This window comes from Vibrio sp. V23_P3S9T160, from assembly GCF_963886625.1.
GTDB lineage: Bacteria > Pseudomonadota > Gammaproteobacteria > Enterobacterales > Vibrionaceae > Vibrio > Vibrio anguillarum.
The window spans coordinates 1-12859 of record NZ_CAWPDB010000130.1 but is presented as its reverse complement, the minus strand read 5'-3'; the positions used below and the strand labels follow the sequence as shown (position 1 = coordinate 12859).

General features: G+C 45.7%; 10 protein-coding genes and 3 tRNA genes. 6 read left to right on the top strand and 7 right to left on the bottom strand.

Annotated elements, in window-relative coordinates; translation table 11 throughout:
* The first annotated feature begins 30 nt into the window (after window positions 1–30).
* Window positions 31–669, top strand: coding sequence for a TetR/AcrR family transcriptional regulator (locus AACU59_RS10790; protein WP_017043942.1), 639 nt, complete (start codon window positions 31–33; stop codon window positions 667–669).
* An 89-nt stretch (window positions 670–758) separates the two neighbouring features.
* The gene (locus AACU59_RS10785; RefSeq protein ID WP_017049034.1) at window positions 759–1721 is read left to right on the top strand and encodes a hypothetical protein; all 963 of its coding nucleotides are present in this window, start codon (window positions 759–761) and stop codon (window positions 1719–1721) included.
* Window positions 1722–1758: 37 nt separating this feature from the next.
* Here AACU59_RS10785 and AACU59_RS10780 read toward each other — a convergent pair whose 3' ends face one another.
* The 7 genes from AACU59_RS10780 to rsgA all read right to left on the bottom strand — a co-directional run bounded on the left by AACU59_RS10780 (window position 1759) and on the right by rsgA (window position 11656).
* On the bottom strand, window positions 1759–2844 hold the full coding sequence (locus tag AACU59_RS10780) for a murein hydrolase activator EnvC family protein (protein ID WP_231140426.1): 1086 nt from the start codon (window positions 2842–2844) through the stop codon (window positions 1759–1761).
* A gap of 221 nt (window positions 2845–3065) precedes the next feature.
* Entirely contained in the window at window positions 3066–4598 is a 1533-nt protein-coding gene (gene gpmM, locus AACU59_RS10775; protein ID WP_094145049.1) for a 2,3-bisphosphoglycerate-independent phosphoglycerate mutase, read from the bottom strand.
* Between the two features lie 156 nt (window positions 4599–4754).
* Window positions 4755–5642 (bottom strand): DMT family transporter, encoded by an 888-nt coding sequence (locus AACU59_RS10770; RefSeq protein ID WP_094145048.1) that lies wholly within the window; start codon window positions 5640–5642, stop codon window positions 4755–4757.
* A gap of 112 nt (window positions 5643–5754) precedes the next feature.
* Window positions 5755–7635, bottom strand: a complete 1881-nt coding sequence (locus tag AACU59_RS10765; protein WP_094145047.1) for a methyl-accepting chemotaxis protein — start codon at window positions 7633–7635, stop codon at window positions 5755–5757.
* Between the two features lie 297 nt (window positions 7636–7932).
* Complete coding sequence (locus AACU59_RS10760) at window positions 7933–9348, bottom strand: SLC13 family permease (protein ID WP_064624225.1); 1416 nt, start codon at window positions 9346–9348, stop codon at window positions 7933–7935.
* A gap of 213 nt (window positions 9349–9561) precedes the next feature.
* Window positions 9562–10419 (bottom strand): archaetidylserine decarboxylase, encoded by an 858-nt coding sequence (gene asd, locus AACU59_RS10755; RefSeq protein WP_013857937.1) that lies wholly within the window; start codon window positions 10417–10419, stop codon window positions 9562–9564.
* 175 nt (window positions 10420–10594) lie between these two features.
* Entirely contained in the window at window positions 10595–11656 is a 1062-nt protein-coding gene (rsgA, locus tag AACU59_RS10750; RefSeq protein ID WP_013857936.1) for a small ribosomal subunit biogenesis GTPase RsgA, read from the bottom strand.
* Between the two features lie 154 nt (window positions 11657–11810).
* On the opposite strand from rsgA, the gene orn reads away from it, so the two are divergent.
* From orn to AACU59_RS10730, 4 genes are all read left to right on the top strand, one after another.
* Window positions 11811–12356 (top strand): oligoribonuclease, encoded by a 546-nt coding sequence (gene orn, locus AACU59_RS10745; RefSeq protein ID WP_010318948.1) that lies wholly within the window; start codon window positions 11811–11813, stop codon window positions 12354–12356.
* Between the two features lie 176 nt (window positions 12357–12532).
* Window positions 12533–12608: transfer RNA gene (locus tag AACU59_RS10740), tRNA-Gly, on the top strand.
* A gap of 65 nt (window positions 12609–12673) precedes the next feature.
* Window positions 12674–12750, top strand: a tRNA-Met gene (locus tag AACU59_RS10735).
* A gap of 33 nt (window positions 12751–12783) precedes the next feature.
* A tRNA-Gly gene (locus AACU59_RS10730) sits at window positions 12784–12859 on the top strand.

Genomic DNA, 12859 nt, shown 5'->3' with positions numbered 1-12859 from the left:
TTCACAGAGGTAAAGAGGTAATAAGACAAGATGAAGACCAAAGATAAGATCGTTTATGCTGCATTAGCGCTGTTTAATGAACATGGTGAAAGAACGGTGACCACTAACCATATCGCAGCACATATCGAAATCAGCCCAGGTAATTTGTATTATCACTTTCGTAATAAACAAGAAATTGTTCGTGATATTTTTGCTCTCTATTCAGCAGAGTTACTCGAACGTTTTCAGCCGATTGCGGCACAGCGCGAAAGCTTAACTCTGTTAAAGCATTATCTTGATTCGATCTTCACTTTGATGTGGAAATACCGTTTTTTCTATGCCAATTTACCGGAAATCCTGCAGCGTGATGAAGTACTACATGGTGAGTACATTCAAGTACAAGAAAAGCTGCAAACTAATCTCATTAATATTATGCACGCTTTTGTTGAGCTGAAATTGCTGTCTGTCGGGAAAGAAGAGATGCAATCTTTAGTGACCACTCTCCATATGACGGCTTCGTGTTGGTTGAGTTATCAGTCAGCGATGTTTTCCAAAACGCAGATCACCGAGCAAGTGATTCATCAAGGCATGCTACAGATGATCGCAGTCGTTAAACCCAAAGCAACGGAACAAGGTCTTGAACAGCTTCTATTATTAGAGGAAGGTGTGCGGGCGATGCACGCATCATAATGTGTGCTTAGTTATAACCTTTGAGTATTGTTCTTAATCCTTTGAAGCTGTTAGCTTCTTAGCTATACATCTCTAAGGGTGGTGTTGATATGCACTATGACGTTTTTAACGGTGATGCTGATGGCATCATCTCTCTTCTTCAGCTGCGGCTTGCTTACCCTCGCACGACGACCCTAGTTACTGGGGTTAAGCGTGATATCAAATTGCTCCAGCGTCTTAATCTTCAATCCCGAGATAGTCTGACCGTGTTAGATATTTCGATGGAGAAGAATCAGCAACCTTTACAGCAGGCTCTTGCGGCGGGGGTGACGGTGTTTTATGCCGATCATCACTATGCAGGCTCAGTTCCCGAGACTCCGCTGCTTGACGCCCATATTGATTTGGACCCTAATACTTGTACGGCATTAATTATTGATCAGTGGTTAGGTGGTCCGTTCCATGAGTGGGCGATTGTGGCAGCTTATGGCGATAATTTGATTGCTAAAGCGGATACTTTAGCGCGCAACGCGGGGCTAACTACCACTCAAGCCGAACAACTAAAAAACTTAGGCACCTTGATTAACTATAACGGTTATGGAGAGACGATAGAGCAGCTTCATTATCACCCCGCTGATTTGTACCAAGCCTTGCTAGTTTATCCTTCACCGTTTGATTTAATGAAGGATGACAACTCCCCTTTTTATCATTTGCAGCACGCTTATGAGCAAGATATGCAGCTCGCTCAGTCGTTAGAGCCTATCTATAAAAGTGCCTGTTTGAGCGTGTACGAGCTGCCAGACTGTGCATCATCACAGCGAGTGAGTGGTGTGTTTAGTAATTGGCTAGCCAATCAAGCACCTGCCGCGGCACATATGGTTTTAACGGTAAATTCATCGGGTGGTTATACCGTTTCGCTACGTGCTCCATTAGCCAATAAACAGGGAGCGGATAGGTTATGCAGCGCCTTTGCAACCGGAGGCGGGCGAGAAGCGGCGGCGGGTATTAATTCGTTGGATAAAAGACAATTGACCCAATTCATTACTCAAGTAGAAGCGTACTATTCATCACACTAACGCTCGTTCGGATTAACAGGGTGATGGATGTGTTTTGCTAGCGACTGAGCCAGCGTGTTGGGTCTTCGGCTTTACTGTTGCGACGAATTTCGAAATAGAGCGCTGGCTGAGATTGACCGCCAGTGTCTCCCGCTAAAGCAATGGTTTCACCGGCGGTGACTTTATCGCCCTCTTTTTTGAGCAAACTTTGGTTAAAGCCGTATAAGGTCATATCGCCTTTGCCATGATCGAGCAAAACCACCAGCCCATAACCACGTAGATATTCAGCAAACACGACCGTGCCAGAATAAACCGCTTTGACGTTTTGACCATAATTGGCGTCAATGACTAGACCTTTCCAGTCAATTTGTCCACTTTGACGTGTACCAAAAGCATGCAGGATTTTGCCTTTGACTGGCCAAGGTAGCTTGCCTTTTTGCGGCGCTAACCCATCCATTAGTACAGCGTTACGTTTTGCTGCTTTGGCGATTTCCGCTTGTAATCGCGTTTCATTGCGTTGCAATTCCGCTAAGTAGACTTTATCACCGGAAATACTTTTTTGAATTTTACCCACCGTACTGCGTCGTTCTGACTGCGTTTTTGCCAATGTAGCGCGCTTTTGGGTCTGCTGTTCTAATAGAGAAGCGATTTGGTCTCGTTCAAGTCGCAGCTGTTTTTCACTTTCATTGAGTTCTTTTTGCGTAAGTTCAAGCTGTTGGATGGTTTGGCTGCGTGCCTTAGCTAAGTGTTGGTAATACTGGCTGATGCGATCTTCTTCCACGCCATTATTGAGTATGTTGGATGAGGCTGTCGCTCGCTGAGTGGCGTAATAGGTTTTGATCAGTTGAGCTAATTTGGCGGTTTGTTGTGTTTGTTGTGTTTCTAAGGCCGTGATCTTTTGCTTGAGTTTAGCGATATTAGCGTTGGCCACTACTAATTCTGATTTGGTGTTTTTGATCTGATTTTCTAGACTTGAAATACCCACTTCTTGCTTTTTAAGCGCATTTTGCAACGAATCGAGCTCTTTTTGTCGATTATTTAACGCTTGCTGCTGACGAGAAATTTCGCCTTTCACCCCTTTTAGCTCTTGTTGTGTGGCAGCCATTAACGGTGAGCTGGAGAGGCAAGCTAGCCCTAACACCATCACTAGGCTAAGTGCATGCCACCAAGTCGTTATAGTAATTAGGTGTGGTGAAGGCTTGTTTCTCATCCGTTTTCAAGTCTCTATCGACAAATTAGTGAGTCAGTATACTCAAAGCCATCCGCGAGGCGAAAGCCCTATGTCAAAACTTGCAATCAAATCGAGTTCTTGGGCGAAAAAAAGCCTCGATATTTATCGAGGCTCAATAGCACGTGGTTGGTGAGTTATTTAAACAACACTTGACCAGACATTTCTGCCGGGATGTCCATGTTCGATAGAGCAAGCATCGTTGGTGCTAGGTCAGAAAGCTTACCACCATCTTTTAGCTTAAGATCTTTGCTACCGACGTAGATAAGCGGCACTGGCAGATTGGTATGTGCGGTATGAATGCCCCCTGTTTCTGGGTTCACCATCATTTCTGCATTGCCGTGGTCTGCTGTGATCAGTAGCTGGCCATCGACTTCTTTAATCGCTTCAACCACTTTTCCGATACACTCATCAAGCGCTTCGCATGCTTTCACGGCCGCTTCGTAAATACCAGTATGACCAACCATATCGCCGTTCGGGTAGTTACAGATAATCGCATCGTATTTATCCGATTTGATTGCCGCAACGAGTTTTTCAGTCAGTTCAGGCGCGCTCATTTCCGGTTGCAGATCGTAAGTTGCCACTTTAGGTGAAGCAACCAATTGGCGCTCTTCGCCTGGGAATTCGTTCTCAACACCACCGTTAAAGAAGAAGGTGACGTGCGCGTATTTTTCTGTTTCAGAGATGCGCAACTGAGTTTTGCCCGCTTTTGATAGCCACTCACCGTAGGTGTTTTCTAGTGATGCTGGTGGAAATGCGCACAGCAGAGGAATGTCGGCGGCGTATTGGGTTAGCATCACAAAGTCAATTGCTGGGAACTTCGCACGTTCAAACCCGTTGAAATCTGGTATGAAAGCGCGAGTAATTTCACGTGCACGGTCGGCGCGGTAGTTCATGAAAATCACGGCATCGCCATCTTCAATCGCAGCAGAGTCTTGGCCTTCAGCTTTGATTTCTGTCGCTTTAACAAATTCATCATTTTCTTCACGTGCGTAAGCGGCTTCAAGGCCTGCCACGGCGGAATCAAAAGTAAATTCTGCTTTGGCTTCAACCAATAGGTCGTAAGCTTTTTGTACGCGTTCCCAGTTGTTATCGCGATCCATGGCGTAGTAACGACCAATCAGTGAGGCGATACGACCTTTACCTAATTTAGAAAATAGGTCTTGGAAGCGTTGCAATGAGGCTTCGGCACTGCGTGGTGGCGTATCACGGCCATCAAGGAAGCAGTGGAGGTAGATTTTCTCAGCGCCACGGGCAGCAGCCATTTCAACGGCAGCGTAGATATGATCTTCATGCGAGTGAACACCACCTGGCGACATTAGCCCCAATAGGTGAACCGCTTTGCCCGCTTTGATGGCTTTATCCATCGCGTTGACTAACACTTCGTTTTGTTGGAATTCACCATCAAGAATTGATTTAGTAATACGTGTCAGGTCTTGGTAAACAATACGACCAGCACCAATATTGGTGTGACCTACTTCTGAGTTACCCATTTGACCATCCGGTAAACCTACATCCATACCAGAAGCAGAAATCAGAGTGTTTGGGTTGTTTGCAATTAAGCTATCCATGACTGGAGTATGTGCATTGCTGATTGCGTTGTGTGCGTTATCTTCACGGTAACCCCAACCGTCAAGAATTACTAAAGCCATTGGCTTCTTAGCTGACATAGTTATGACCTCGTCAAATTCAAAGTAACTTAAACAGAAATTAGCGTAATTTTACTACACTTTGAAGCGATTGCAGTAGGTTAAGATCAATGATTCTCCCTATCAATGCCTATAAAGGTAGCCTATTGATCAACATCGGTGCCTTTTTAGCGCCATTTAATAAACTAAAATTCCCATCCCAAGCACGGCAAACAGTGCGCCACACCAAGCGAAGCGGTTGGGCCGCTGTTTGGTATACATCCATAAAATAGGCAACAACATGATGGGTGTGGTTGAGGAGAGCAGGGCCACCATACCCACGTTTCCTTCACGCAGTGCGTAGAGAATTAACGTCATTCCGACCGCCATCGCAAGAAAACCGTTGATGGCAGTAATGGTAAAAATGGGCAGCGTAATGGCTTGAGTGGCGCGTGCTAATTTTGCACCAGTAGCCAACAGTAAGCAGTGTGCGGTGAAGGCGGTGAGCATTCGAATTGCGGAAGCAGCGATGGGGTCGACCCCCGTTTGCATCACAGGTTTGGCGATGATCCCACCCAATGCTTGGCATAGAGCCGCGATAAGGCCAAGTGTAATGCCAACCCATACTCGGCCTTTAATTGCTTCCAATACATTATGATTTTGCCCTCGGCGGCCAAAAAAGATGGCCGTTAGAACGCCTGAAAAGACAAAAGTCGCGCCCACTAGCTCTGCATGGCTCATGCTTTCGCTGAATAAAAAATAGCCGAGAATGGCCGAAAAAACGGCATGGCAGGAAAAGAGCAAACCCGCTTGTCTTGGCCCCATGCGATTTAAACACGCAAACAGCGCCGTATCGCCAATGAATATGCCAATCAACCCCGAATACATCATGGGTGTCACCATCTCACTGTTTACCGTTGCCCAGCCGCCAGTTGCCAGCGCCATGCTCACTAAAATGAGAGAAGTACAGCCCATGCGCCAACGGCTATAAGCAAAGGTTCCTAAATGGCGAGCGGGAGTAACAGACAGTAAACTGGCTACTGCCCAAAGAAACGCGGCAGCAAGCGCGAGCCATTCGTAGCCCATGTAAACATCCTTGAACGAGGGAAGGATCTCAATATGCCTTAAGCGCTAGGGGAAAACAAAGGGAATTTATGGGCTTACCTCAATGCGATTAAAAGAGGCAAGCCAAGAGGATTTATACTTTGAAGCGGCGAATATCGTTACGCATGGCTTCTGCCGATAAATGCATTTCATGAGCGCTGTGGCTGCTCTGCTGAGTTTGACTAGCAAGGTCATCAGAAGCGTCTTTGATACCTTGTGTATTGCGGCTAATGTCTTCGCTGACGGCTCGTTGCTCTTCAGCGGCACTGGCAATTTGCAAGGCCATATCATTGATCTCGGTAATGGCTTGCGTGATCCGCACTAAACTGTCGTGAGCTTGTTCGGCATAGTCAACACTGTGGTCGGCCAGTTTGGTGCTGGCTTCCATATTCTCGACCGCATGTTGAGTATTACGCTGCAAGGTTTCAATCATGGTGCGGATCTCTTCCGTTGAGCCATGTGTACGTTGGCTGAGCACACGAACTTCGTCGGCTACCACAGCAAAACCACGGCCTTGGTCACCTGCGCGGGCCGCTTCAATCGCTGCGTTGAGTGCTAACAGGTTGGTTTGTTCGGCAATACTTTGAATGGTGGATAGGATCTGGTTGATACTTTGAGCATTGCTCTCCAACTCTCGGATCACTTTGGCCGCACTATCGACCTGATTGGCTAAGTGAGTAATGGAATCTCGATTCTTTTTGATAACCGCCTGCCCGTCATCACAAGCTGAGGCCGATGCTTGTGACGCGCTAGCGGTCAGTTCGGCATGGCTAGCCACCTCAGCGGCGGTAGCCGACATCTCGTGAATCGCGGTGGCTATTTGGTTGACATCATTTTGTTGGTGCTCAACTCGCATGGAAGCTTGAGCAGAAAGGTCATTGGCATCTTGTGCTTGCTGGGAAAGTTGTTGGCTACGGCTGACGATCCCTTTCAGCATCTCCTGCATTTGACTTAAAAAGAGATTCACTTTCTCGGCCAATTCACCGATTTCATCCATGCGTCGAATGTCGATGCGTTGGGTGAGGTCACCTTCTCCTTGCGCTAATTGCGCTAAAGCGTTCGACAATACCTGCAGTGGTTGCAGTAAGCGGGTTACAACCCAAGTGCTGATGCTGGCGATAATAATGTAGAGTACTAAAGAGGCAATGGCGGTAAAGGTGATCTGCTCAGAAACCGAGGCGTAGGCCATCTCTTTATCCACCACAATGCCCAGTAACCAATCGGTATTTGGTATTTGTGAGACGTAAATTAATTTGTTGCCTTGCTTTGGCCAAACAATAGTATCAACGCGATTCTCTTTAGCTAAGCTGGCCATATGCTGGGAATCTAATTCGTTGTTTAAATTGGTTAAAGGTTTTTGGCTTAAGGCTTCATCTTGATAGGCGACAATATTGTTATTGCCATCAACCAGAAACGCAAAGCCTTGGTTATCGAGTTTAACACTCAGTACCTCTTTAATGAGATTGGTTACGGTTAAATCGGCGGCGAGTACACCTTGTTTTTGACCTTTAAAGGCTTTGGCGAAGCTGACTACGATGCTGCCATCAAAATCTTGGTAGGGTTCGGTAATTATAAGCCCGGATTGTGCCATTGCATCTTTATACCAAGGGCGCGTTCTTGGATCATAATCACTTGGCCAATCTTCGGTTTTATCACCATAAGCGATGGTGCCATCACTGCAGCCAGCATAGACAGAAAGAAAATCACCGCCTTTTTTGGTGACCAGTAGCGCTTGATCTGCGTTGTCATTACTGGCGATAAAAGATTCATTGGCCAACATCATATTGCTACGGATCCCGAGCCAATCACTGATATAACGGCTGGTGGCGAGACTGACATTTTCCATTTCACTATTGATGGCGTGAGTCGTCTCCTGTTGCAGTTGGCTGACGGAGATCCAAGCTTGTACACCACTGACTATCGCAATGATAATGGCGATCGCCACTTGAATTTTAAATTTGATGGTATGTCTCATGGGTTATGCCCCTAGAACGGTTTGACAACAGCGTGTCGATAGATCAGAACGGAAAAAAGATGAATTAACGGCACCTGTGCTTATTTGCAGCCAAATGATGAGGTCTTTTCATGGTTCTTCAGATAAATGAATAACTAAAACAGGCTAATCCTACGAAAATATGATGTTGATTAATATGATCGCGCTCGATTATTACTCATCCAGTTGAGTCATTTTTGCTGAGTTTTAGATAGAGATGATTCATCTTGCGACTTGCATTCAGTCTTGACGCTCAATGCAAGTCGCAGTGACCAAAGGTTAGGTCAGTAATAGCGCGGCAGCATAGACAATGCACAAGCCAACAACGCCAATAATCAGACCTGTTTTGGCCATGTCTTTACTCTCAATAAGCCCGGTAGAATAGGCCAGTGAGTTCGGTGGTGTTGAGACAGGTAAAATCATACCCAGTGAGGCAGAAAAGGCGACAACCACTAACAAACTTTGTATACCACCAATACTGGCCAAGCTTTCCATGGATGTGCCAATTGCGGCGGCGATCGGCATGAGTAAGTTAGCGGTCGCGGTATTGGACATGAAGTTTGCCATGAGCCAACAAACGAGCGACAGGGTGATGACGACCGAGATAGGCGATAGAGAACTGTAATCAATCGCGTGAGCTAATGCTGAAGCGAGCCCTGTTTTATCTAGCCCAATTCCAATCGCTATCCCGCCAGCCACTAGCCATAAGACGTCCCAGTTGATCTGTTTCAGTTCCTCTTTACCCATAATGCCGGTGAGTGTAAAAACCGCCAAAGGAATAATAGATACCACATAGGTGTTCATGCCGTGTAGAGAGGTGGTCATCCACAGCACTATGGTGGCAGCAAAAGTAATGTAGACCACGATTGCACGCCAATTTTTTTGGAATGTTCCGTTTAGTTTCAGCACCATCTGTTTTTCTGAAGAGGGAAACAGTTTTTGTAGCAAAAACCAAGCTAACGTGAGCTGAATAATCACAAACGGCAAGCCCATCATCATCCAAGAAAAGAAATCAATGCTATTGCTTCCGGTGAGATATTGCAGCGCGATCGCATTGGGTGGCGTACCGATAGGCGTGGCAATACCACCGGTGTTCGCTGCAATCGGAATGCAGAGCACTAAGGCTTTGATGCCTAAATCCCCTTTTGGAGCTGAAGCGACGATCGGCCCGAGCAGCGCCAGCATCATCACAGTAGTCGCGGTATTGGACATAAACATAGAAAATACCGCAGTGATCAACATTAGCCCCAGCATAATAAAGCGGGGTTGAGTACCAAAAGGTTTGAGTAAAACTCGGGCTAAGTTGTTGTCCAATTCATATTTAGAAGCAGCAATCGCCAGTGCAAAGCCGCCCATGAACAAGATAATAATCGGTGAAGAGAAAGCGCTGAAAATATCGGTGTACTTCATTAACTCGCCGATATCATGCCCAGCGGGGGGCGAACGAAAGAGATGCAAGCCTTTATCTGAAATCATCACCAATTCGAGCGCAATGATCAAAATGGAGGTGGCAAATACAGGAACTGGCTCCAATACCCAAAGCAGAGCAGCCAATAAAAAAATAGCCAGTAATCGATGTTGAATTAAGGTTAAGTCATCAATCGGTATTGCATCAATGGGCATCAGTAAAACACCGATGGGCAGCAAAAAGCAGATCGCAAGCTTTATCAGCATTCCGGTATTCATGGTAGGCATATCACATGACCTTCATTAGGTTAACTTGAAGTAATTAGCGTAAATGATATGTGAATGAAGGTCTTAGACGCGGCTTGAAATTTTGAGTTTTAGCGAAGGAATATGCAGCAGCTTTGTTTTTTATCAATAAAGAAAAAAAGCGAAATATCTAGAGGCGTTAGCTCTGAACATGCAGAGCTAACGCATTTTGCAGGGAACATTAAGAGATGGCGATTAACGTTGCTGTGCGTATGGAGTACCCATAACCGTTGTAGCATTGTGTTGCATAGACTCATCAAAGCGAATTTTATCTTTTGCAAACAGGTTGATCACCGTTGAGCCTAGCTTAAAGCGACCCATCTCTTGTCCTTTTTTCAGTACAACAGAGGTATTGCCTTGGGCTGGATAATCCCAGCGATAAACGGTATTGCCGCGCGGAGGCGTGACAGTCCCTGACCAAACTAGCTCAATACTGCCAACAATGGTCGCTCCGACAAGCACTTGTGCCATTGGGCCAAACTCAGTATCAAAAATACACACCACGCGCTCATTACGAGCAAACAGGTTCGGTACATTTTCGGCGGTTAGTGGGTTAACCGAGAAAAGATCGCCCGGCACATAAATCATTTGACGTAACACGCCATCGCAAGGCATGTGTACGCGGTGGTAGTCGCGAGGTGATAAATAAAGCGTGGCAAATTCGCCATCTTCAAACTCTTGCGCCAGCTTTGCATCACCACCGAGCAATTCTACCGCTGTAAAATGGTGGCCTTTCGCTTGAATAAGCTTGCCATCTTGAATCGGTCCGAATTGACTAACGCAAGCATCGGCCGGATGGGTGATTAAGCTATCACCGTCACTGATTGGCCGAGCATCGGCTTTCAATTCACGAACAAAGAATTCATTGAATGTTTTGAAATGGCTAGGATCTGAATGCAGAGCTTCATCCATGTTGACATTATATTGTTTAATAAACCAACGAATGACTGCAGTGGTTAGACCGCCAGCTTTCGCTGATGCGAGTTTACCCATCAGGCGTGTTAAGCCATGTTGTGGGATCCAGTATTGCAGTCCAACTTTAATTTTATCCATTGTCTCTGATTCCAATGTTAACTGTATGTTCTTCACTTTGGGCGCGAGATGTTACTGAAAAACTCTCACCATGTCAGCAGTTAGTCACCATTGCTTACGGATTATTCGATGGCGACAGATAAAAAATTTATCGATCAAGTCTGCGGACATTTGCCGGGGTAAAACTCGATGCTATTTATAAATCCGCTTTTTTGTTACGCGAATATTGGCGGTTAGCTTTGTTTTCCGACATGCTTTCTAAAATTCGGTGGTAGTTCTCAAAGCGCGTGTTACTAATATCACCTTTTTCTACCGCTTCACGTAATAAGCAACCCGGATCGTCAGCGTGTTTACAGTCTCTAAACTTACAGCCGCCTAAGAAGGGACGAAATTCGACAAAGGCTTCAGTGATCGCTTCAGCTTCCAAGTGCCATAAACCAAATTCACGCACTCCCGGCGAGTCGATCAAATCACCGCCTGTAGGGATATGATACAAGCGAGCCGCAGTGGTGGTATGTTGACCAAGTCCAGATGCTTGAGAAACTTCACCTTCTTCAATTTCATCTTCCAAATTTGGCATTAATGCGTTCACTAGGCTGGATTTACCGACGCCAGATTGACCAACAAATATGTTGATCCGTCCGCCAAGTTCCGCTTCTAACTCAGCAATCCCTTCACCGCTTTTTTTGCTGACAAAAAGCACTTTGTAGCCAATGCGTTCGTACACACGTAACGACTCTTGATATTGGTTACGCAATTCATCGCTGAGTAAATCAATCTTATTCAGTACCACTAGCGGCGCAATATTCACGGTTTCTGAAGCGATCAGATAACGGTCAATGATATTTAGTGACAGTTCCGGCAGTACGGATGACACAATGACCATCTGATCAATGTTTGCCGCTACTGGTTTCAAACCGTCGTAATAATCTGGACGAGTCAGAACCGATTTACGCGGTTCAACCGCTTCGACAACGCCAGAGATACCCGCCATCGATTCGAGTCCAGGTCGCCAAATAACACGATCTCCTGAGACCAGCGTTTCAATGCCTCGGCGTAAATTACAGCGGTGGATGGTGTGAGTCTCTAAATCTTCAACATCGGCATGTTGGCCAAAACGAGTAATCACTAACCCAGTTTTTGCGGTGCCGAGCATGGCTTCATCCCACGAAACTGTATCCTCTTTTTTGAGTCGTTTACTCTGATTATTACGAACGCGTCGTACTTGACCTTTCGTCAGCTTCTTTTTCTTTGCCACGATTATCTACTTTATGATTATGATACGTTTTGATCCAACGTTGAGATTTTACTCAAAATCATACCGTTTGGATCCAATGTCCAAAGGTATCTTGGGGATCTGAATTTGGGTATAGTACCTTTTTTATCTGCAAACCAATATAGGCAACGTATTTATGTCTTTTAGCGATCAAAACTTGATTTGGGTTGATCTTGAGATGACAGGCTTAGACCCTGAAACTCACAAAATTATCGAGATTGCCACCATTGTGACTGATAGTGAGTTGAACATTTTGGCTGAAGGCCCAGTGTTGGCTGTTCATCAATCAGAAGCTGAATTGGCTAAAATGGATGAATGGTGCACCACCACACATACCAAAAGCGGTTTGGTCGAGCGAGTACGTCATGACTCAGTGACACAACAAGAAGCGGTTGAACAGACCATTACGTTTTTGGAAAAGTGGGTGCCTAAAGGTAAATCTCCGATTTGTGGCAACAGTATTGGGCAAGATCGCCGCTTCCTTTATAAACATATGCCTGAGCTGGAAGCCTACTTCCATTACCGTTATGTGGATGTCAGTACGCTAAAAGAGCTGACTCGCCGTTGGAAGCCAGAAGTATTGGATGGCTTTTCTAAGCAAGGTAGCCACCTGGCTTTAGATGATATTCGAGAGTCTATTGCTGAGCTTCAGTACTACCGTAAGACCATATTCAGTATTTAATTTTCAGAACGGCATTTTTTTGTGATGGCGTGTTAACCAGTTTTTGTGATTAATGCGCCATATTTGCGTTCTTTTTCGTCAAAAAAAAAAAAAAAAGATTTTTTGCCAGTAAGGGCTTGCATCATAAGAAAATGCTCTTATAATTCGCAGCCCTGAACAACGGAAACGTTGTGAATGCGACACTAGCTCAGTTGGTAGAGCGCAACCTTGCCAAGGTTGAGGTCACGAGTTCGAACCTCGTGTGTCGCTCCACTTTCTTTTGTTAGAAAGTGAACAGGTTTAAGTTTTCATCGTACTTAACGATGACACAATACGGACGCGGGGTGGAGCAGCTTGGTAGCTCGTCGGGCTCATAACCCGAAGGTCGTTGGTTCAAATCCAGCCCCCGCAACCAAATTTAGATTAAGCGTAAATACGATTAATCATTGCGACACTAGCTCAGTTGGTAGAGCGCAACCTTGCCAAGGTTGAGGTCACGAGTTCGAACCTCGTGTGTCGCTCCA

What these genes read in the sequence shown, in the direction of transcription:
- AACU59_RS10790 (WP_017043942.1), top strand. Translation starts at nt 31, where the DNA reads ATGAAGACCAAAGATAAGATCGTTTATGCTGCATTAGCGCTGTTTAAT.
- AACU59_RS10785 (WP_017049034.1), top strand. Translation starts at nt 759, where the DNA reads ATGCACTATGACGTTTTTAACGGTGATGCTGATGGCATCATCTCTCTT.
- AACU59_RS10780 (WP_231140426.1), bottom strand. Translation starts at nt 2,844, where the DNA reads ATGGTGTTAGGGCTAGCTTGCCTCTCCAGCTCACCGTTAATGGCTGCC.
- gpmM (WP_094145049.1), bottom strand. Translation starts at nt 4,598, where the DNA reads ATGTCAGCTAAGAAGCCAATGGCTTTAGTAATTCTTGACGGTTGGGGT.
- AACU59_RS10770 (WP_094145048.1), bottom strand. Translation starts at nt 5,642, where the DNA reads ATGGGCTACGAATGGCTCGCGCTTGCTGCCGCGTTTCTTTGGGCAGTA.
- AACU59_RS10765 (WP_094145047.1), bottom strand. Translation starts at nt 7,635, where the DNA reads ATGAGACATACCATCAAATTTAAAATTCAAGTGGCGATCGCCATTATC.
- AACU59_RS10760 (WP_064624225.1), bottom strand. Translation starts at nt 9,348, where the DNA reads ATGCCTACCATGAATACCGGAATGCTGATAAAGCTTGCGATCTGCTTT.
- asd (WP_013857937.1), bottom strand. Translation starts at nt 10,419, where the DNA reads ATGGATAAAATTAAAGTTGGACTGCAATACTGGATCCCACAACATGGC.
- orn (WP_010318948.1), top strand. Translation starts at nt 11,811, where the DNA reads ATGTCTTTTAGCGATCAAAACTTGATTTGGGTTGATCTTGAGATGACA.